Origin of the sequence: Neptuniibacter caesariensis, from assembly GCF_000153345.1 — a bacterium.
GTDB lineage: Bacteria > Pseudomonadota > Gammaproteobacteria > Pseudomonadales > Balneatricaceae > Neptuniibacter > Neptuniibacter caesariensis.
This window is the reverse complement of the sequence record NZ_CH724127.1, coordinates 518,159-539,142: the sequence shown is the minus strand read 5'-3', so window position 1 is coordinate 539,142 and position 20,984 is coordinate 518,159. Positions and strand designations below refer to the sequence as shown.

Genomic DNA, 20,984 nt, shown 5'->3' with positions numbered 1-20,984 from the left:
GGGTGGCATAAATCACAGATATAAAAAAGGCTGCCTAAGGGCAGCCTTTTATGAAACCGTTGATTATTACTGGGCGATGAGTACTTCCACCGCCGCTTTAAGAGATGCATCATCACAGCTCATGCAGGTACCTTTAGGAGGCATCGCCCCTTTACCTGTTTTAACTGTCTGTACCATCGCATCGACACCGGTCGCTATACGTGGTTCCCACGCAGCTTTATCGCCTGGTTTTGGCGCATTACCTACACCTGCAACATGACAACCTTTGCAGTGTTTATCATAAACTGCCTGACCATCCGCCTGTGCACCGAAAGAAGCGACTGCCATCGCGACTGCTGCAACGATACCTGCTGTTTTATTCATTAAGATCACCTCACCTGATCTGAATTCTTTTTCTACATTCAACTGTAAAACCGGGAATAAAACCTTGATCCAGCGCATAAAGACCGTTAGGTCTGTTGCAATTGATCATAAGCAATCATTGTAGACCATCTGCCTTAACCTCAACTGATCAAAAAACATACAGAAAAGCTAGGTCATTACTATTTATTGTGATAGTTTATCCATTGAATATAAATGGATTTAGCGCTGACCGATATGAACATATCGCCGTTGTATCAGTGGGTAGCGAGACTGATTGCTCCAGCCTTTCTTAGCTTAGTGATTACCATTTTGGTAGCCGCTATGATCATCTATGAACAACAAAAATCCCAGCGCCAGCTACAACATCATGACCTGACCCTGCAATCCAGTCAGCTTGCCGATTGGCTGGATACCAATTTCAGCCTTATCAACACTATCCTTATTGAAGTCAAACCGGATAACGCTCTGTGTGATCAGGAGACCCTCTTTGAGCTAAGAAGCATGATGTTTAATATCGCTCCGGTCGTTGAGATTGGCATCGTCAGCTCTGAAGGCGTGCTTAGCTGCACAAGCTGGGAGAAGCATGCAGAGCGCATCATTGTAGAGAAACCTCCTGCTCAATATGGGCTGAGGTTTAACGGCCCGCTCATGGTGCAGTACATGCAACAACCCGCATTTGTTGTGGCCAGAACCCTTTCTGATGGCAGCGAAGTGAATGCTCTGGTGAGAATGAGCTGGTTGAAAAACCAACTTAGAAACAAAACCAGCGAATTAGGCTTTGTCGCACTAATAAACAGCGAAACAGGTGAACCCCTGGTCAATAACGGCCACTATAGCGAACCTAAAACAGAACAAGTTTTACCTGTTTATCAGGCAAAAACCATTGATGATCTATTTAAAAATGGTCGCCGCCAGGTCGCAGCTTATACCCCTTTGGCCACGCTGCCCGATCTCACTCTGGTTGTCAGTGAAGAACAACAGATTCTGAACAGCTTTGAGAGCCGCTACTCCACCTTGTGGTATTTGGTTCTACTTGGCCTTTGGGGCCTACTCACTACCCTGTTTTACCGTTTGTATGCTTTCCTGTCGGATAGCAGCCACCAGCTCAAAAAAGCGATCAGTAATCGCGAACTGATCAATCACTATCAACCCATTATCCGTAGTGCAGATAAGAAAATCATTGGGGCAGAAGTTCTGATGCGCTGGAGGCATCCGGTAGAGGGGATCAAACCACCCGCTACCTTTATTCCTGAAGCGCAGGAGAAAGGGTTACTCAACCAGATGACAAATCTGCAGATTGAACTCTGCCTTAAAGAGCTTCAACCGATCTTCGACAGATCCCCAGACTTCGTCTTAACCATCAATATTTCGCTCTCGCATCTTCGTAGCAAAGCGATGGTCGAAGCGCTTATTAAGGCCAGCAAACAGATCCCTAAACTAGCACTGGAGGTCACGGAAGATGTCCTTATCGATACTGAAGCGTTGTATGTACAGCAAGCGTTCAATCGTTTCTCGGCTGAAGGGATTGAGATCGCGATAGATGATTTCGGTACAGGCTATTGTGGGCTGAGTTATCTGAGCCAACTACCTGTCACCTACCTAAAAGCCGATAAAAGCTTTGTCGCCTCATTAGGTACCGATGCGATGAATGCCGATGTTTTAAAGCTGATCACGCAATTTTCCCAGCGCATGAAACTGATCACTATTGCTGAAGGGGTAGAAACCATTGAACAGGCACAAATTCTTGATGGTCTCGGGGTAGAGCTGCATCAGGGCTGGCTATATAGCAAAGCCATCCCGGCTAACAAACTGCTCGATATGATTGAAGACAATGATGTTGTTATCCAAGAGCTAGAGACAACACTGCCTGACTAAATCGAAAGAAATAAAAAAGGCGACCCAGGGCCGCCTTTTTAAAACACTAAGGTTTATGCACTGAGTTCTAGCAGAAGTTTGTTCAAGCGGGCCACATAGCTCGCCGGATCATCCAACTGTGCACCTGCCGCCAAACCAGCCTGATCAAACAGCACCAGCGCCAGATCCGCAAAACGATCTTCATCAGCTTCACTATCCAGCTTTTTAATCAGCGGATGGTCAGGGTTCACTTCAAACGCAGGCTTCGTATCAGGTACAGCCTGACCCGCAGCTTCCATGATCTGGCGCATCTGCAGCCCCATATCATGAGCACCCAGTACCACACATGCAGGCGAATCGGTTAGACGGTGAGTGATACGTACTTCAGAGACCTTGTCATCCAGACTGCTCTTCAGACGCTCAACCAAACCTTCCAGCTCTTTAGCTGCTTCTTCCTGCTCTTTTTTCTCTTCATCGGTCACTGTCTCATCCAGATCCAGCTCACCTTTAGCAACATCCTGGAAAGCTTTTTCGCTGTAGTTAAACAGCTGGCTCATCATCCAGTCATCGATACGATCGGTTAGTAGCAGAACCTCAATACCCTTCTTACGGAAGATCTCAAGGTGCGGGCTGTTTTTCGCGGTGTTGTAGTTGTCTGCAACAACGAAGTAGATTTTATCCTGACCTTCCTGCATACGCTCGATGTATTCATCCAGCGATACATTCTGCTCATCATTATCATTGTGCGTAGAAGAGAAACGCATCAGCTTGAGGATCTTTTCGCGATTCGCGTAATCTTCAGCAGGACCTTCTTTTAGCACCTGGCCGAACTCAGCCCAGAATTTAGCATACTTCTCTTTGTCGTTCTTACCCAGTTTGATCAGCATATCCAGTACACGCTTAGTCAGCGCCGTACGCAGCTTAGATACACTCTCATCTTTCTGCAGAATCTCACGGGAAACGTTCAGAGACAGATCTTTAGTGTCTACAATGCCTTTCATGAAGCGCAGATACAGTGGCAGGAACTCTTCAGCCTGATCCATGATAAATACACGCTGAACATAGAGTTTAAGGCCACGTGGTGCTTCACGGTTCCACAGGTCGTAAGGGGCTTTTTCCGGCACATAAAGCAGACTGGTGTATTCCAGGTTACCCTCTACGCGGTTATGAGCCCAGGTAAGTGCATCGCTGAAATCATGAGAGATATGCTTGTAAAATTCCTGATACTCTTCATCTTTGACTTCAGATTTGTTACGAGTCCACAGCGCTGTTGCACTGTTTACTGTCTCATCTTCCGGTGTCTGCGGTGCTGTCTCTTCTTCCCCCTCTTCACCCAGATTTGGCTCTGCCTCTTTCTGCATGATTACCGGGATAGAGATATGGTCAGAGTATTTGCGAACCAGTCCACGTAGCGCGAAGCCATCAGCAAAGCTTTCTTCACCCTCTTTAAGGTGCAGAACAATACGCGTACCACGACCCGCTTTTTCTACATCACCGATGGTGAATTCGCCTTCGCCTTCAGATACCCAATGCACGCCTTCTGCAACAGGCAGACCGGCTTTACGGGTATAGACTTCAACTTTGTCAGCAACAATGAACGAAGAGTAGAAACCCACACCAAACTGGCCAATTAGCTGGCTGTCCTTATTCTGATCGCCTGTCAGCTGCGATAAGAACTGAGCAGTACCTGATTTAGCGATCGTACCCAGGTGTTCGATCACATCATCACGGCTCATACCGATGCCGTTATCTTCTACTGTCAGTGTTTTTGCATCTTTATCGAAGCTAATGCTGATCTTCAGATCACCATCATTTTCATAAAGGGATCCATTAGACAGTGCCTCAAAGCGCAGCTTTTCAGCCGCATCCGAGGCATTAGAGATCAATTCACGGAGAAAAATCTCTTTGTTGGAGTAGAGAGAGTGAATCATCAAATGAAGCAGCTGCTTCACTTCTGTCTGGAAACCATGAGTTTCGGTACGTGTTTCAGTAGTCATCAACATTTATCCAATAGCTGTTTTGATGAAACTGCGCCGCACAGAGACAGATTCTGTAACGGCGCACTTGGCAATACAAGCTATATTGGGACAGCTGAAACCTTTTCAACCTTTAAAGGTGTGGATTATTTTTCGGCCCCATCACTCATCATCAACGTCTTGAGTGTGGAAGATTTAAACTCACGTCGATACAAGACAAATACTACCCCGCCGCTCAGGACCATAAACAGCCACGGATTAATGAACCAACCGAGAATTGCCAAGCAGAAATAATAGGTTCTCAGGCCGATATTGAAATTGTTTGCCGCCATCGAGGTCATCTTAGCGATCCGGTTAGCATGAGCTTCCGCCTGAGTTTCAGAAATCTGCTCTTCAGGCTGCGGTGCTCCACCGATCATAATCGATACAAAACCGTACTGCCTGAGGCTCCAGGTAAATTTGAAAAAGGCATACACAAACAGAGAGATCATCAACAGAATCTTAAGCTCCCACTCTCCGCGTGTCGCATGCCGGGCAAAAGGAATGTCCGCAACCACATCGATCGCTTGCTGAGTGGAACCCAGGACTGTCATCAGACCCGCCAGAATCAGCATCGTGGTTGAAGCAAAGAAAGAAACACCACGCTCAAGATTAGCAATCGCTGTTGTATCCGCAATACGCACTTCATGGGTGAGCATTCGCTTCATCCACTCTCTTCGATACATATGCAGCATGCTAGCCAGGCACGGGGTGTCATAGCTGCGCTTTTTGGCGTAGTACATGTACCCTTTAAAGCAGATCAGGAACCAGACTAACGCTAGCAGATTAAGCCAGTTTTCCTGAATAAACTGTTGTATGGGTTCCATAAAACTATGCCTCGTAAGCAAATTAATCGTGCAATATTAAGCAACTCATTGTAAAACAAGCACTATCCCGTTGTCTCTGGAAAGCGTTCGATGTACCTGGATATACAATCATTGTTTTTTGTCACCCTGATGGCTTTTCTCTTCTACCACTGGTGGCAATCTCAGAAAGTCAAAGAGATAGCATTGCGTCATACGCGGCGTCATTGCAAAGAGCTTGAGCTACAACTGCTTGATGACAATATCAATCTGCGTGGCTTCTGGCTGAGAAGAGATGACAAGGGCCAGTTAAGAATCTGGCGCTCATACAACTTTGAATTTTCATCTACAGGTGAAGAGCGTTATAGCGGGCGTGTAGTTACACTGGGTAGAAAAGTGACGGATCTGCATCTGGATCCCCATCGCTTACAATAGATCAGACGCTTTGAAGTTTTGATCAGACACAAAAAACGGGACACCAGGTCCCGTTTTTTTAGAAGTACTAAAGCAATTATGCCTTAGTTACGTTCTCTGCCTGTGGACCTTTCTGGCCCTGAGTAACAGAAAACTCAACTTTCTGGCCTTCAGCCAGAGTTTTGAAGCCGTCGCCCTGGATTGCAGAGAAGTGAACAAAAACGTCTGGGCCGTTTTCCTGCTCGATGAAACCAAAACCTTTTTCTTCGTTAAACCATTTAACTGTACCAGTAGTAGACATTATTTCCGTCCTTTCATTCAGAGTAATTTGTCGCTTCATAAAGAAGCTGGTAGTGCTGGAAGTGCTGCGATTACTTATGAATCAGGACGAAGTAGTGTGTGCTACCCCGGTTGTTGAGCATAAATAGACGACCAACTTTCTAGCGATCTACAATCTATAGGGCTTTTTCGATATGGTCAACTAAAAAAAAACCTAAAATATCTATTATTTTTCAGGAAGAGCACGTTAGACAGATTCCAGCCGCCCATTCTGGTGGTTTTTCCGCATAAACTTCATAATTCTCAAGCTCTTCCATCGGATTGCGTAATAAACCCAGTAGCTCATTTACCAGGCTGAAATCACCTTTCGTGGCCTGTTGTATGGCCTCTTCTGCCATATAATTGCGCAGGATAAATTCAGGGTTAACCGAACGCATCTGCGCACGTCGAATAGGAAAGCTCGCTGGCTCATCTTTTAAGCGCGCTTCATATTTAAGTAACCAGGGAGTAAGCTGCGCAGGGTTGCGTAATAGCCCCATCAAATTAGCCAGACTCTCCTCAGATCCATCAAAGTCAGACAGTTTTCTGAAGAAACGATTCATATCAACCGCTTCGCTGGCGAAAAGCTTCGTCAGGTCACGTATTAATTCTTCATCGACTTCCATCTCAAGCTGCAGCCCCATTCGTTTTCGGAACTCAGCCAGCTCAGCCAATCGATAACGCTCAGGGTAGGAATCGAGCACTTTGACCAGATCCTCTCTTTCGATCAGCGGCAGCAGCGCCTGTGCAAGACAGGATAAGTTCCAATGAATAATGCCCGGCTGCTGGGCAAAGGCATAGCGCCCCTGATGATCATTATGATTACTAATCAGGCTAGGGTTATAGGTATCAAGAAAGCTAAAAGGCCCGTAATCAAAAGTCTCGCCAATGAGCGACATATTGTCAGTATTCAGTACCGCGTGGACAAAACCATAAGCCTGCCACTTAGCGACCAGGCTTGCACTACGCTGGACCACTTCAGTAAACATTGCCAGATAAGGTTGCTCAGCCTCTAAAAATTCTGGGAAGAATCGCTCCAACGCATAATCGGCCAGCTCTTTTAATGCATCATGTTGGCGAGTGTAATAGAGATGCTCAAAGTGCCCGAAGCGAATATGGCATTGCGTGACGCGCAAGACCGCAGCACAGGGTTCCATCATTCCCTCGCGCATCACCATCTCTTCACTACCGACCAGGCAAAGCGCCCGTGTCGTTGGAATGTTTAATCCGTGCATTGCTTCGCTAATCAGGTATTCCCGAATACTCGAACGCAGTACCGCACGCCCATCACCAAAACGGGAGAATGCCGTTTTACCCGCGCCTTTCAGATGCAGATCCCAGCGTTCTCCCTGCTTATTGACCACTTCTCCCAGTAAAAGCCCCCGGCCATCTCCCAGTTCCGGGTTGTACACACCGAACTGATGCCCTGTGTATTTCATTGCTAAGGGCTCACTTCCCGGTAACAAAGCATTACCACTAAAATAGTCGGCAATTTGAGCAGGCTTAATCCCACAAGGATCAAGGTCCAGAAGCTTGGCAACGGCAGGATTAAACGAGATCAAATGGGGATCACGTAATGGCGTCGGCTCAACACGCTGATAGAACGATTCGGGTAAACGAAGGTAACTGTTGTCAAAATTAAGCGATTCAAGCTGAGCCATATCTGAGTAATATCCGCAAATGTGTAACGAGCTTTTACCCTAGCATTTTACTCAGGTATTATCATCCCTATTATCGTATGGTTTTTATCGGAATATTGCAGATATGAAAAACCCTCTTCCCATAGCGACACTTCTGCTGAGCTTTGCTACTTACTCCTATGCTGAAGGTCCCAAATACATACAACTGGTCGACAAGCTTGACCGCCCAGAAGATGGGTATTGCCTTGACGTCGTCGGTAGCGGTGATCAGGTTCGCCTGGACATGCCCCTTACCTCTCATAACTGCAAAGGGCCTCAGCCTTATCATGATGAAATAGTGGATTTTCGCGATGACGGCACGCTATTTTTTCCTGCTTACCGTGGCTGCGTGACAGTGATGGGGGTTAATCAGATAGCCTTAGCTGGTAATGCATTAATGCTGAAGCGCTGCGGTGCAGTTGAGCCTTTTTTAAATGGGCCTGCATTTCAGCACTTTAAACATAAAGCGAATGGTCAATTTCAGCTACTAGGAAGCAACCTGTGTATCGTCTCAGGTAAGTCGTCACATACAACCTACTCTCCCGATCATAAGTGGAGAAGTCTGTATATGGAGGATTGTGATAAGGCTTCGCTACCCTATTCTGCGTGGAAAGTTGCAGAGGCTGGATATGAGTAAGGGAGCGGTGTGAAAAAGAAGGGGATTACAAGGGAACATAGCATCAGCCATGCTCCCTGTGTTTTAAATTGTATGAAACAATTTAAAACTTATAGAGGACGAATGTTCTCTGCCTGAGGACCTTTCTGGCCCTGAGCAACAGTGAATTCTACCTGCTGACCTTCCTGAAGGCTTTTGAAACCATCGCCAGCGATTGCGCTGAAGTGTGCGAAAACATCTGGGCCAGACTGCTGCTCGATGAAACCAAAACCTTTCTCATCGTTGAACCATTTAACTGTGCCAGTCGTTGTATTAGACATAATTATTTATCCTATTTTCGGAAATTAGTGTAACCCCTAAAAGGGTCAAGAAATGCAAAATGTTTACGTTGTACTTATGAAAACAGGACGAGGAACAGTAAAGACTTCGAAATGACGTGCATAAATAGGCTATAAAGCATCGAGCTGCGCGAATAATATACAGTTAGTCAAATCAGGTCAAACGATTTCTAAATAATCGCAGATCAAGTAGTCTGCAAAATCTTAACCAGAGGAACGAGCAACTTAAGCATGCAGGAACCGAGTTATCAGGAAAAGATCTGGCAAGTTGTCGCGATGATTCCTGAAGGGAAAGTAGCCACCTATGGTCAGGTAGCTGAGCTGGCTGGCTTACCGCGTATGGCAAGAGCGGTTGGCCGTACCCTCAGCCAGCTTCCTAAAGATACTCAGCTTCCCTGGTTTCGGGTGATTAATGCTCAGGGGAAGATCTCCTTCCCAAGCGATAGCAGTGCTTATCTTCGCCAGCGCGAACGACTGGAACAAGAGGGCATCAGTCTGATTAATGGAAAAATCAGACTGAAAGATTATCAGTGGAACCCTTAAAAATGTAACACCGCAATTTTAAGTGGGTGCTGACCATCTGCCGATGGGAAGTCTGCTTCTGGGTGCAAAATTTCATAATCAACGACAGGCTGCCCAGCCTTGTTCGCACAGCGTTTTACCAACTCCAGCCATTCATTAATGTCGACTTTTGCAACATTATTGGTACATATCAACGTACCGCCTGGCTTGGTTGCTAATACAGAAGGCTTTAAAACACTCTGATAATCACGAATCAGATCCACAGTACCAAAGTGGCTCTTTGCCCAACGCGGCGGATCAAGATAAACCAGATCAAACTGCTGCTCTTCCAACTGCGGATATGGACGAGGCTTCTGACCTCTCTTTACTCGCTGCTTAATAGGCATCCCGGCAAATTGTTTAGCCGCGGTAAAAAAGTCGCTCTGAATAAACTCAATCTGATCATTATTGAGGTTATTTAATTGAGCATTCTCTTTGCCAACATCCAGGTTACGCTCAGCAAAGTCGACATTTACCACCTTCTCAGCACCGGCAACCGCAGCGCAGACACCCACACCACAGGTATAAGAAAAGAGGTTCAATACAGTTTTATTATTTGCATTATCAAGGACATAACGACGCCCAACCCGCATGTCTAAAAACAGTAGCGGATCCTGCCCCGCATGCTTTCCTCTGACACGGTAGTTAACGCCAATCTCCTGCCCTACCCGGTCGATGCTGCGCTTATTATGCTCATCCTGACGTCGGGAGTTCTTTGCGCTGCGATCGTTATACACAACCTCTTGAACATCAAACAACGGCATATAATGCCCGCTGATTTGCGCAACCTGTTCATCAGAAAGAGCTTCATGAAAGGTCTGAATCAACAACTGCGAACCATAACGATCCACCGTCAACCCTAACGCGCCCTCATTCGTACCATGAAACAGACGATAACAAGTGGTGCTCTCCTCTTGCAGTTGAGCCAGAAGTTCAGCTCGATATTCATCGGCGTTCTTCAGTAGAGAGGTCAGATCGGACATGAGGAGATTCCTAAAAAATGTAGGTGGCGATTGTACTCTTAAGGGTTAGCTATAGCGAACATCGAAGTTGAGAAACAACGATCAGCTTTCTGTTCGACACCAGCACTCAGCAAGGTGATCATCGACCATCCCGACGGCCTGCATATAAGCATAAATAATGGTCGATCCGACAAATGACATTCCCCGTTTCTTCAGATCTTTTGAGATCGCATCACTGATCTCAGTTGTCACAGGCACGTCAGAAAAGCTCAGCCAATGATTGATAATCGGCTGGTGATCAACATAAGCCCAAAGGTAATTGGAAAAAGAACCAAACTCTTCCTGAATCGACCGGAAAACATGGGCATTTTTACGCGTGGAATAGATCTTCAGCTTGTTACGAATAATCTCAGGATTCTCCCGCAACGCTTCCAGCTGTTCATCTGTCATGGCCATCACTTTATCAACATCAAAGTGATGAAACGCGTTGCGATACCCCTCTCGTTTACGCAATACGGTTTCCCAGCTCAAGCCAGCCTGCGCCCCTTCAAGAATCAGCATCTCAAAGAGCTTTTGATCATCGTATTCAGGAACAGCCCACTCATTGTCATGATAGTCGGCGTAGAACTCCTGACCGGGCTTATTACCAAAACAGCGTTTTTTTCCATCTGTTTCTGAGACACGCATAGCTTCAATTCCTTAAAGCGAAAAAGTTCAGCAGATGAAAGTAGAGGAAAAGAAGAAGCAGAGCAATAGAAGGAATTAATCCCAGCAGCAAGCTGGGATTAATAGGAAACAGCTTACTTGTCGAATTGACCCAGCTCAGCCATTTTTTCAGCAACGGCAGCAAATTCAGGCTTATGAGCCAGAATCTCTTCTTTGCTCAGGCCATCCAGCTCATGCGGGAATACCAACCATTCATTGCTCTCGTGCACGTAGTAGTCAGGTACATTGCCGGTCTTATTATTAGCAGGCTTATAGTAAGGCGTCGCTATACGAATCTCAGGGGTGTTCTTTTTGCAGGCTTTTTTCAGCTCAAGAATTGTCTGCGCAATGCTCAGACCTGAATCATGAACATCATCAACGATCAGCAAGGAATCTTCAGACTCCAATCGTTTAATCAGGTAGGTCAGCCCATGCACTTTAATGTGGCGAGAGCGCTCACCAATCCCTGTGTATGAAGATGTGCGGATAGCGATATGATCAGACTCTACACCCAGGCAATCCAATACTTCCTGCACAGAAATACCCACCGGGGCACCACCACGCCATACACCGACGATATAATCAGGACGGAATCCACTTTCAAAGATTTGCAAAGCCATCTGCGTTGAATCTTCCAACAGCTGCTGGGCACTTATATATACTTTATCCATCTTCCACCTTCTTATGCTGAACCTGAGTTGATAAGCATGACCGTATAAGTCAGATTCCTAGCAAACATTGAGTTAAGCAGAACGCTTAGAAACAAATAAGCCCCGACCCAAATCGAGGCTTTATTCCGCATCTCACTGGTATTATGAAAGGAGCAGCAAAATCGCTGAAAACTCCTATGAAGCCAAGCGGTTTATCTTAGCCTATTACCAGTATTGCTGGCAGCGCGTCTTGCTATTTAGCCAACCACACCGCTTAAAATTGAAGGGCGCGATTCTACGGTAAAGGCCCTTAAACAGCAAATTCGCAAAGCCCTTAGCTAGGCTAATCAGTTTCACCGCCCCGCCGTAAGTTTGAATAATAGTCGATCCGTCATATTCCATGGGTCCATGATCATTCTTCAGGCAGAAACGCCCTTGCTGCCAGCCCACAGAATAGCTTGGCCCAATGAAGTGTTCAAACTGGTCCTATTGGCATTTTGCCTTTTCCATTAACCTGATTTCACTGGTTAATTAGGGGACAAAAATGGAAATCATTGAACTGACTCATCTACAGCTTGCGCTGCTATCACTGGCTGTAGCTTCGGCATCAATGATTACCTCAATCACCGGTATGGCTGGCGGTGTTCTTATGTTTGCCGCCATGAATGTCTTTATGCCATTGCGCCCACTCGTTGCTGTTCACGGTACCGTTCAAGTATTTAACAACGCCGCTAGAAGCTGGTTTCTACGTCATTCTATCCGCTGGAAAATGTGCCTGCCTTTTGCCATCGGTGCGGCGATTGGTGCGGCCTTAACAACACTTTTCATTGTTAACTATGTCGGTGAATTCTTTCCCCTGTTACTCCTGCTGTTATTGATTCTCTACACCCTGTTCAAGCCTAAAAAAATGCCTCAGATTCGCATAAAAGATGGCAAATTTTTTTGGGTAGGTATAGCCACCGGTAGCATGGGAATTATCGCAGGTGCGATCGATCCCCTACTGGCCGTATTCTTTTTCCGCGACGATCTGAGCAAAGAGGAGATTGTCTGCAATAAATCCTTAATGCAGATGTTCGCCCATATCACCAAGATCCCTGCTTATCTGTTTCTTGGATTCTCGTTTATCGACAACTTTTTCCTGATCGCAACACTGAGCCTGGCCGCTGTCGTCGGAGCAAAAGTAGGTGTTGTGATTTTAGGCCATGTCAAAACCAGCCTGTTTTTCACCCTGATGAAAGTCGCACTCTTTATTGCGGCAGGCCGTATTGGCTATGAGTTATTACCCACGTTTGGAGCCCTGCTATGAGCAACACATATTCCCTAGTAAATCCTTTTGATAACAGCCCTCTCGGTGAATACGAGTACACACCTTGGGCCACCCTGGAAAACCAGTTGGCAATGTTAAAAGAGGGCCAGCTCAGCCAGCGTAAGACTGCTGCTTTTCAAAGGGCTGGGGTGCTGAATAAATTGGCGGCGCTTCTCAAAGAGCATAGCGAAGAAATGGCGACACTGATCACACAGGAAACCGGTAAAACGATATTGGATTCCCGAGTTGAGATGATGCGCGCTTATAATGCTGCGATTGCCAGCGCAGAGGAAGCACGACAGATTCAGGGGGAGAGCCTGGATTCTGATGCCTACGCACCTGCTGGCGGAAAAATCGGGGTAGTTTGCTGGAAACCACTGGGCACGATTCTATGCATCACCCCTTTTAATTTCCCGATCAATATCGCCATCCATAAAATTGGACCTGCTTATGCAGCGGGTAACACGATCCTGTTTAAACCGGGCCCTCAGAATACCGCTTCTGCTCAGTTGCTGGTGAAACTTTGCTACGAAGCAGGTATGCCGGAAAATACCTTGCAGCTTTGCATGCCTGAGTTTTCAGATCTGGATCGTTTGAATGCCCACCCGGATGTTAACGCGATCAACTTTACTGGCGGCACCGCTGCGGCCAATGCGATCAGCGCAGCCGCAGGCTACAAAAAACTGCTTCTGGAATTAGGCGGAAATGATCCCCTGATCGTAATGGATGACGGCGATCTGGAAGCTGCGACAACCGCAGCAATCAACCACCGCTTTGCAACTGCAGGGCAGCGCTGCACCGCCGCGAAACGCCTGTTTATCCACGCAAATGTGTATGAAGCCTTCCGTGATCTGCTGGTCGAGAAAAGCAGTAAACTGGTGGTTGGCGATCCAATGAAAGACGATACCTTTGTGGGTCCGGTTATTAATCAGGGTGCCGCTGATCAGATCCGCACCCTGATCGAGCAAGCAATTGAAGATGGGGCCAGTGTTGCGCTGGGTAATCAGTATGAAGGCGCATTTGTTTACCCAACCATTCTGGAAAATGTCAGCCCAACCTCTGAAATCATGGTCGAGGAAGCCTTTGGGCCTGTAATGCCACTCTATAAATTTGAGTCTGTTGAAGAGATTATTCCGATTATCAATAACACCGCTTACGGTCTGCAAGCCGGCGTTTTCAGCCAGAACCTTGCCACTATTAAAGAACTTTACGAGCAGTTAGATGTCGGGACACTGGCGGCAAACGATGGCCCAGGGTTCAGAACAGAGCACTTCCCATTTGGAGGGGTAAAAGAGAGCGGTATCGGCCGTGAGGGCATCAAATACGCTATCCGCGAAATGAGCTATACCAAAACGCTGGTCATCTAAGCCAGCTTCTATTGGCGGGCCTATGAGTTCAGGCCTGCCACTTCTCAACAATATCTCTACCTTCAGTGGATTTATGCACTAGAGAAATGCATTCAACTCACCCTTTATTGATCAGCTCTGCCAGCTTCTTAATACCAGGCTCAATCAAACCCGTAGAAATGGATGAATACCCTAGCCGGAAACAGTTACGTGGAGCGTCTTGCTGCAAAAAATGGATATGACCAGGCTCAATGAGAATACTCTCCTCACGGGCGCGCAAACTAAGTTGCTCAGCATCCAAAGACTCAGGCCCCTCTACCCAGAAACAGGATCCACCGAAAACAGGCGCGGTATGCGATTCAGGCAAGTGGTTATTAAGGGCTTCATCCATCGCATTCCAGCGCGTTTTATAGTTTCGGGTGATATTCATCACCAGGGCATCGTGATAACCACGCTCTAGAAAAAGCGCCACAGAGCGCTGATTATTAGTTGCCGGATGGCGAACCATTAAACGCCGGAGGGCACGGGCTTCTTTTATCAACGCCTTTGGCGCCACCAGATACCCTAACCGCAAGCCTGGGGCCAGCGTTTTAGATAAACTGCCGACGTAGATCACCCGGTTATGCTCATCGAGGCTCTTCAGCGCGGGGATGGGGTTCAAATCGAAGTTGGTCTCACATTCATAGTCATCTTCGATAATGAAAAAGTCCTCTTCATCCGCTCGTTTAAGCAACTCATAACGACGCTCAAGAGGCATAGTCACCATCGTTGGGCACTGGTGACTCGGAGTGGTGTAAACCAGATCACATCCTTGTAAAGACTCATCAGGAATTAACCCAGACGCATCGGTTGGGATCGGCTTTAACTGGGCGGGATTTATCTTAGCGATATTACGAATATCCACGTAGCCGGGCTCTTCCAAACCGATAGTACTACCCTGATCAAGCAGTAGCTTAGCGATCAGATAAAGCGCTTGCTGGGCACCCACTGTGACTAAAATTTCATCGGCAGATGCCCAGACGCCACGCCTGGGCAACAGACGCGTACGAATCTGTTCGATCAACAATGGATCATCACCATCAAAACGATCGGCTGCCCAATCACTCACTGCTGTCGTGCTCACCGCATCACGGCAGCACTCACGCCAGTTCACAGTAGGGAATAAAGACGCATCAAACTGGCCATAGATAAACGGGTATTTATAGCGTTGCCAATCCTGTGGTTTAACAATGTTATGTTGCTGACTGGGGCGGATTTTGAAATGACGATCCCAATTGATCGGGTTCCGATCATCCTCTTCTCGTACAGAACTCTCAGGTGGGTTTGCGCTACCTTTAAGGATGTCGGGGTTAACAAAGTACCCCTTTCTTTCACGGGCGATAAGGTACCCATCATCGAGCAGGTGCTCGTACGCCAGAACAACCGTGTTGCGACCTATACCCAACTGTTTGGCTAGCTTTCGGCTGGAGGGCAATGCTTCATCAAGAGGAATATTTCCGTTAAGAATAGCCGTGGCAATTTGTTCGCGAAGCTGCTGCTGAATACTACGCCCCAGAGCAGAATTAAGATGAAACAAGTGAAACACAAGCCGCCCTCTTAATGGTGATTGTGAATGCTGACAATGTACACCTGAAGTCGTCCCAGGCAAAACAAAAATCCGGACGGGTGACCCCAGTACCGGATTTTCATATTAGCAGCGTCTCTCTTTTGGGGAGCGCTTTAGGCATAGCTGAAAGCTATTAACTGTCTGATGTTACGCTTTCTAACGCATCATCAAGCGCATCAACAATCCGGTCAATGTCTTCACGTCGCGCGATCAAGGCGGGGCTCAGGCAGATACAGTTATTCAACGTTTTAAATGAGCGATTGGTACGGCCAATAATCACTCCATTTGTCATACAGTGCGCGGCGATGGCCAGGCTGACAGATTCATCAACCGGCTCCTTGGTTTGGCGGTCTTTAACGAGTTCAAATCCGGCAAAGAGACCTTTACCACGTACACTACCAATCAGGCTGTGCTTTTCCATCAACTGGTTAAGGCGGCCGCGCAGATACTCGCCCTGTTCATTAACATTGTCGAGCAGGTTCTCGCGCTCAATGATTGCCATATTCGCCAAAGCAGCCGCTGGCCCCGCTGTGCAACCACCAAAGGTGGAAATATCCCGGAAATACCCCATTCGCCCAGCTTCAGCATCATTCAGCAACTCAAACACAGCTTCGGTTGTGACCGTGCAAGAGATAGCCGCGTACCCAGATGCCACCCCTTTTGCCATCGTCACAATGTCAGGCTGAATACCGTAATGCTGGTAACCAAACCATTTACCGGTCCGGCCAAGACCACAGACCACTTCATCGATGTGGAGCAATACATCATACTGCTGACAGATTTCCTGAACTCGCTCCCAGTAACCCTGCGGGGGCTCAATCACTCCACCACCGGCGGTGATGGGTTCCAGACAGATCGCACCGACAGTATCCGCCCCCTCTTCGAGGATCACCTTTTCAATCTGATTAGCCGCCCAAACGCCGTAATTTTCCAGATCGGCACCTTCCTGAGCACGATACTCACAGCAATGAGGAACTTCGACAAACCCCGGGGTAAAAGGCCCGTATTGATTGCGGCGTTCGAACTGCCCTGTCGCACTGAGGCAGGTAATAGTCGTACCGTGGTAGTCACGCTCACGATATAGAATCTTGCTTTTTTTACCGCCGTACTTCAGCTCCGCAATCTGGCGAACCATTTTGAACGCCTTTTCGTTCGCTTCTGAACCTGAATTTGAGTAATAAACACGACTCATACACGGCATTTTTTCCAGCAGCTTTTCCGCATACTCAGCCGCAGGTACATTCCCCGCAGTCTGAGCAAAGTAGTTCATCGTGACCAACTGATCCTTAACCGCTTCGGCAATTTCAGTCCGACCGTAACCTACATTGACCGTCCATACCGCACCGGATACAGCATCCAGATACTCATTACCTTTGGCATCCCAGACACGCATGCCCTCACCTTTAACAATGACCATCGGATCATTGGTTTTAAAGTTTTCATGTTGGGCGAGATGATGCCAGACGTAGTCGCGATCATTATTTACCACCTCTTTTGCATCAAATTCATTGGCCTGGAATGTCATGCTATTTCCCTCAATTATTCAGTTCATTTCATAACTGATAAGTTACTGAGCTGAGTGAAAAGCCGTTAGAGCCAGTTGTAAAACTATGATGATGCCAGTTTCTTCTTGATCGCCTTATGCACACCTGATGCACGTAAGCCATTGATGGAAAACAGCAAAAAACCAATCCAAACCAGTACAAATGTGACTAAGCGATTGCTGTCGATAGCCTCCATGAAGACAAATACGGCCAGCAGAAAATACAGAGTTGGCTCCAGGTACTGCAAAATTGCCACACTGGAGATATTCTTCATCCTTTTCACACCAAGGGAAAACAGGCCGAGCGGTAGAAGCGTTAAAGGCGCAGTTAACATCAGCAATTGCTGGGTGCGAAGATCTTCAGGCTTGAAGCTCATATGATCCGCTGCGAAAACCAGATAAATCAGGGCAAAAGGCACCATGATCAACACCTCCGCACTCAATGCATTCAACGTATCAATCTGTACCTGCTTTTTTATGAGCCCATAGCCACCAAATGCCAGCGCAATACCAATCGTCAACCAGGGAAAAGACTCAAGGTTAAAACAGGCATAGACAAAACCACTCAGGCAAAAAATCAGCGCCAGTATTTGAAAGCCATTCAATCTCTCTTTAAGAAAAAACACCCCAACCAGGATACTGACTAAGGGCGTCAGAAAAAATGCCAGGCTGACCATCAGTACCTGCCCATGGGTCACGCCCCAGGTATTGAGATACCAGCTAGTTGAAATGCAAGCCGTTGAGAGTATTAACCAAACACAAGAGCGCAGATCCAGCAGCAGCTTAAATACCCGAACCGGCGTCACCGTGATATACAGCAGCAGCGCCATCATAGGGATCGACCACAGTACCCTAAAAGCAAAAATCTCCACCGCCTCCACCCCTTTCAGGTGTTGATAAAAAAGCGGTAGTAACCCCCAAACCACAAAAGCTGAGGTGGTTAATAAAAGCCCTATATGGCGTTGTAACTTCTCCATAACAAATGCTCACTTTCAATGGCTTAAAAAACAAAAAAGCAGATACCCCCTAAATGGCACCATGGGGAGTATCCGCTGGAAAAAACTTCCAAAAGCGATCGGAACTTTACGAGATTTGTCGGTCCGCTGCGGAAGCAACCATCCGTGTCAGGCTGGAAAGATCAAATACGGGTAGGCCGAACTTCCGGTGAAGTGCCGGCGCAAAATGAGAGAGATCAGTACACTCAAGAACGATCGCACCAACCTCCGGGTTTTCGTCCAGCATCTTCTCGACAACCGTGGTCAGTTCCGTTTCAAACTTATCCATATCAAGATCATTAGAGTCGCCGCGCAAAATCACTTCGGCAAATTGCGGTTGATCCTGCATACCGGCAATAACCATAGGCTCATCCTGAATACCCACACCAGAAAGGTGAGCATCCGTTAACGCTTCAGAGTTAGCGACAACAACCCCAACCTTTTGGCTCGGCTTAATCATTCGAGAAACCAGCGGCACCTGAATAAGGCTCGACATAAAGACCGGGATATCGACGGCTTCAGCAATCGCCTTCTGATGCAGAGCCAGGAACCCGCAACTACCGGTAATCGCCTTGACTCCCTCTCGCTCCAGCTCTTTAGCGGCCTCGATAAAAGGCGCCAATAACGCAGGATCCCGATCGCGAATCAAGCGCTCAATCGTGGCGCCTTGAACAGTTTTATAAATCACAGGAAAATCGAAGCTGGCAGGATGTTTAATATGTCCTTCAGGCTTCGGGAAATATGACTCCAGTGAGATCACCCCAACAGTGACGCCACAAATGTTAATACCACCTTTTAAAATCACGCTATCACCTTAACTAAAACGCTCTGGAGCAAACGGCGTAATATCCACAGAGGTTTGCTCATTGTTAATAATCTCTTTAATCAACTGCCCTGTTGCTGCTGCAAAGGTCAGGCCCAGATGACCATGACCAAATGCCAGATTCACCCGGGGATGATTTTTCAATGTTCCGATGACGGGTAAAGAATCAGGAGTAGACGGTCGGCTCCCCACCCAACTGGAAACTACTTCAGGTTCGTTGCCCAGCATCGTGCTGGCATGCTTCAACATCGTATTGGTTCGACTAAGCTCTGCGGGCGCATCAGCATGCGCAAACTCAGCTGTTCCAGCCAAGCGCACACCATCCGCCATCGGCGTAAGAAAAACAGCCTTATCCAACCAACCGACAGGCCTGCTAATCTGCTTCTCTCCAAGATCGAGTGTTAAGTGATAACCTCGCTCACTCACCAGAGGAAAGTTAAAACCAAGAGGTTTCAGCAACGCTTTCGAAGCCACACCAGCACATATCACCACCTGATCAAAAGTAAGCGTCTGATCTGATAGTGTTATCGCTACACGCTGACTGTCTGGGATAACCTCTTGCGCAACGTCTTGAAGAAGAACACCACCCTTTTCAGAAAAATAGCGTGCATAGTTCTGGCTAATTGATACAGGGCTCACGGTAAACCGCGTGTCTGGATAGAAAACCCCACCGGCATAAAATCGTGCCAGATCTGGCTCCAGATCAGATACATCATGAGCGCTCAGGAAATCCAAACGAACGCCTGATTGCTGGCGCTCTAACATATCACCTTGTTTAGCATCACTAAGATCTTGTTCGGATGCGATTAAGGCCAGACAACCATTCGCCTTCACCAGATTTTGAGAGTCACTTAACCGCAGGAGTTTATCGGTCGACTCATAGGCGATTTTTTGTAGCGATGTTAATGCCTGTTTGCCCTGCTCATATTTTTCGCGGGTGCATGACTTAACAAATCCGAGCCCATAAGGGACCAGATTTGGCAGGTAGCTGGTCTGCATAGATAACGGGCTGGAGCTGTCCAGCAACATACCCGGCATCTTTTTCAACAGTGCAAACTTGGTAAATGGCAGGCAGGCATAATCTGCAAATAGCCCAGCATTACCAAATGACGCCCCCTGACCGGGCTTCTCTTTATCAATCAGGGTCACTTTATAACCCGCTTCCAGCAAGCTAATGGCGGTTGAAAGACCAACAACACCGGACCCGATGATAGCAACTGTCTTTGTTTGCATCTTAGTTGTCCAAACGGTGAAATACTTAAGCAGGTTTAGCTGCAACGACCTGAATTTCTACGAGTAACTCAGGCCTTGCCAAACGGGATTCAACACAGGCCCTGACCGGTGCATTTTCACTGTCGACCCAGGCATCCCATATCTCATTCATCTGGGCAAACTGAGCAATGTCTGACACCCAGATATTTGCACTGATCAGATGGCGCTTTTCGGTACCCGCATCCGCTAGTAACTTATCGATCTGATTTAGAATTTGCTGGGTTTGACCTGCCATATCCTGTGAAGGGTCTTGAGCAACCTGACCGGCCGTCCAGACAAGGTTTCCGAAAGTGACCAACTGGCTCATTCGCTGATTAGAGTGTTGACGTTGCAACATGAGATAGATCTCCGATGTAAAGCACTTACATGCTGCTAAAACCCTATAAGCTGGCTAAGCAACAAAAACGAACAGATCCAGAGAACATCAATAGGATGCACTGGCATCTTCAATAAGAGACCGACACCGGCCCCGTTGTTAAAGACATTATTTGTTGCAAAAAACATAATAACAAATCGTATTTTTTTAATAACTCATCAGAATTTCTTATATTGTTGGCCGCACACATTTTTCTGTGTTTCAGATGCAAAATTTCTTAACTCCACATTATTAATAGCTCAACCATAAAAATCACTGAACACATTACGTGACCTCAAGAGGAGAAACATAAGAAAAACTTATGTAATCAAATATTTTTTAGAATTGTATCTATGTTCTCTTTGATTACACTGAATAGATCGATAGGCCGAATTCTGAGTTCAGATCAGGCATAGCAAGGAGTGCTTCTATATCGAGTAAAAGAACGCATAACAATAAG

At 47.0% G+C, this 20,984-nt stretch carries 21 protein-coding genes; 6 read left to right on the top strand and 15 right to left on the bottom strand.

Annotated features, from left to right (window positions below):
• Window positions 1–66: 66 nt before the first annotated feature.
• Window positions 67–363 (bottom strand): c-type cytochrome, encoded by a 297-nt coding sequence (locus MED92_RS16255; protein WP_040663393.1) that lies wholly within the window; start codon window positions 361–363, stop codon window positions 67–69.
• Window positions 364–576: 213 nt separating this feature from the next.
• Here MED92_RS16255 and MED92_RS16250 point away from each other — a divergent pair, with 213 nt between their 5' ends.
• The gene (locus tag MED92_RS16250) at window positions 577–2,238 is read left to right on the top strand and encodes an EAL domain-containing protein (protein WP_007022670.1); all 1,662 of its coding nucleotides are present in this window, start codon (window positions 577–579) and stop codon (window positions 2,236–2,238) included.
• A gap of 53 nt (window positions 2,239–2,291) precedes the next feature.
• On the opposite strand, the gene htpG is transcribed toward MED92_RS16250, so the two are convergent.
• The gene (gene htpG, locus MED92_RS16245; protein WP_007022669.1) at window positions 2,292–4,214 is read right to left on the bottom strand and encodes a molecular chaperone HtpG; all 1,923 of its coding nucleotides are present in this window, start codon (window positions 4,212–4,214) and stop codon (window positions 2,292–2,294) included.
• 125 nt (window positions 4,215–4,339) lie between these two features.
• Entirely contained in the window at window positions 4,340–5,059 is a 720-nt protein-coding gene (locus MED92_RS16240) for a DUF599 domain-containing protein (protein WP_007022668.1), read from the bottom strand.
• A 90-nt stretch (window positions 5,060–5,149) separates the two neighbouring features.
• On the opposite strand from MED92_RS16240, the gene MED92_RS16235 reads away from it, so the two are divergent.
• Window positions 5,150–5,470, top strand: coding sequence for a DUF3301 domain-containing protein (locus MED92_RS16235; RefSeq protein ID WP_007022667.1), 321 nt, complete (start codon window positions 5,150–5,152; stop codon window positions 5,468–5,470).
• Window positions 5,471–5,546: 76 nt separating this feature from the next.
• Here MED92_RS16235 and MED92_RS16230 read toward each other — a convergent pair whose 3' ends face one another.
• Both MED92_RS16230 and MED92_RS16225 read right to left on the bottom strand, forming a co-directional pair.
• Window positions 5,547–5,753 carry a cold-shock protein gene (locus MED92_RS16230; protein WP_040663387.1) on the bottom strand — a complete coding sequence of 69 codons (207 nt, stop codon included), beginning with the start codon at window positions 5,751–5,753 and terminating at the stop codon, window positions 5,547–5,549.
• A gap of 208 nt (window positions 5,754–5,961) precedes the next feature.
• Window positions 5,962–7,428: a protein adenylyltransferase SelO gene (locus MED92_RS16225; protein ID WP_007022665.1), complete on the bottom strand. Its 1,467-nt coding sequence runs from the start codon at window positions 7,426–7,428 to the stop codon at window positions 5,962–5,964.
• 103 nt (window positions 7,429–7,531) lie between these two features.
• On the opposite strand from MED92_RS16225, the gene MED92_RS16220 reads away from it, so the two are divergent.
• Window positions 7,532–8,083 carry an RICIN domain-containing protein gene (locus tag MED92_RS16220; protein WP_007022664.1) on the top strand — a complete coding sequence of 184 codons (552 nt, stop codon included), beginning with the start codon at window positions 7,532–7,534 and terminating at the stop codon, window positions 8,081–8,083.
• Window positions 8,084–8,172: 89 nt separating this feature from the next.
• On the opposite strand, the gene MED92_RS16215 is transcribed toward MED92_RS16220, so the two are convergent.
• Window positions 8,173–8,382 carry a cold-shock protein gene (locus MED92_RS16215; protein ID WP_007022663.1) on the bottom strand — a complete coding sequence of 70 codons (210 nt, stop codon included), beginning with the start codon at window positions 8,380–8,382 and terminating at the stop codon, window positions 8,173–8,175.
• Window positions 8,383–8,631: 249 nt separating this feature from the next.
• Here MED92_RS16215 and MED92_RS16210 point away from each other — a divergent pair, with 249 nt between their 5' ends.
• The gene (locus MED92_RS16210) at window positions 8,632–8,943 is read left to right on the top strand and encodes an MGMT family protein (protein ID WP_007022662.1); all 312 of its coding nucleotides are present in this window, start codon (window positions 8,632–8,634) and stop codon (window positions 8,941–8,943) included.
• Here the strand turns inward: MED92_RS16210 and MED92_RS16205 are convergent.
• From MED92_RS16205 to MED92_RS16195, 3 genes are all read right to left on the bottom strand, one after another.
• A complete protein-coding gene (locus MED92_RS16205; protein WP_007022661.1) occupies window positions 8,940–9,944 on the bottom strand; it encodes a class I SAM-dependent rRNA methyltransferase in 1,005 nt (334 codons plus the stop codon). The genes MED92_RS16210 and MED92_RS16205 overlap by 4 nt on opposite strands.
• A gap of 81 nt (window positions 9,945–10,025) precedes the next feature.
• Window positions 10,026–10,610, bottom strand: coding sequence for a DNA-3-methyladenine glycosylase I (locus MED92_RS16200; RefSeq protein WP_007022660.1), 585 nt, complete (start codon window positions 10,608–10,610; stop codon window positions 10,026–10,028).
• A 113-nt stretch (window positions 10,611–10,723) separates the two neighbouring features.
• Window positions 10,724–11,299: a phosphoribosyltransferase gene (locus tag MED92_RS16195; protein WP_007022659.1), complete on the bottom strand. Its 576-nt coding sequence runs from the start codon at window positions 11,297–11,299 to the stop codon at window positions 10,724–10,726.
• 523 nt (window positions 11,300–11,822) lie between these two features.
• On the opposite strand from MED92_RS16195, the gene MED92_RS16185 reads away from it, so the two are divergent.
• The gene (locus tag MED92_RS16185) at window positions 11,823–12,584 is read left to right on the top strand and encodes a TSUP family transporter (RefSeq protein WP_007022658.1); all 762 of its coding nucleotides are present in this window, start codon (window positions 11,823–11,825) and stop codon (window positions 12,582–12,584) included.
• Window positions 12,581–13,951: a sulfoacetaldehyde dehydrogenase SafD gene (safD, locus tag MED92_RS16180; RefSeq protein WP_007022657.1), complete on the top strand. Its 1,371-nt coding sequence runs from the start codon at window positions 12,581–12,583 to the stop codon at window positions 13,949–13,951. Before MED92_RS16185 ends, safD begins: the two co-directional genes overlap by 4 nt.
• Window positions 13,952–14,048: 97 nt before the next feature.
• Here safD and pdxR read toward each other — a convergent pair whose 3' ends face one another.
• From pdxR to MED92_RS16150, 6 genes are all read right to left on the bottom strand, one after another.
• Window positions 14,049–15,515 carry a MocR-like pyridoxine biosynthesis transcription factor PdxR gene (pdxR, locus tag MED92_RS16175; protein WP_007022656.1) on the bottom strand — a complete coding sequence of 489 codons (1,467 nt, stop codon included), beginning with the start codon at window positions 15,513–15,515 and terminating at the stop codon, window positions 14,049–14,051.
• A 154-nt stretch (window positions 15,516–15,669) separates the two neighbouring features.
• The gene (locus MED92_RS16170; protein ID WP_007022655.1) at window positions 15,670–17,061 is read right to left on the bottom strand and encodes an aminotransferase family protein; all 1,392 of its coding nucleotides are present in this window, start codon (window positions 17,059–17,061) and stop codon (window positions 15,670–15,672) included.
• Between the two features lie 83 nt (window positions 17,062–17,144).
• Window positions 17,145–18,056 carry an EamA family transporter RarD gene (gene rarD, locus MED92_RS16165; protein ID WP_007022654.1) on the bottom strand — a complete coding sequence of 304 codons (912 nt, stop codon included), beginning with the start codon at window positions 18,054–18,056 and terminating at the stop codon, window positions 17,145–17,147.
• A gap of 106 nt (window positions 18,057–18,162) precedes the next feature.
• On the bottom strand, window positions 18,163–18,879 hold the full coding sequence (locus MED92_RS16160; RefSeq protein ID WP_007022653.1) for an aspartate/glutamate racemase family protein: 717 nt from the start codon (window positions 18,877–18,879) through the stop codon (window positions 18,163–18,165).
• 9 nt (window positions 18,880–18,888) lie between these two features.
• Complete coding sequence (locus MED92_RS16155; protein WP_007022652.1) at window positions 18,889–20,130, bottom strand: NAD(P)/FAD-dependent oxidoreductase; 1,242 nt, start codon at window positions 20,128–20,130, stop codon at window positions 18,889–18,891.
• 25 nt (window positions 20,131–20,155) lie between these two features.
• Window positions 20,156–20,506 carry a RidA family protein gene (locus tag MED92_RS16150; protein WP_007022651.1) on the bottom strand — a complete coding sequence of 117 codons (351 nt, stop codon included), beginning with the start codon at window positions 20,504–20,506 and terminating at the stop codon, window positions 20,156–20,158.
• Between the last annotated feature and the right edge of the window lie 478 nt (window positions 20,507–20,984).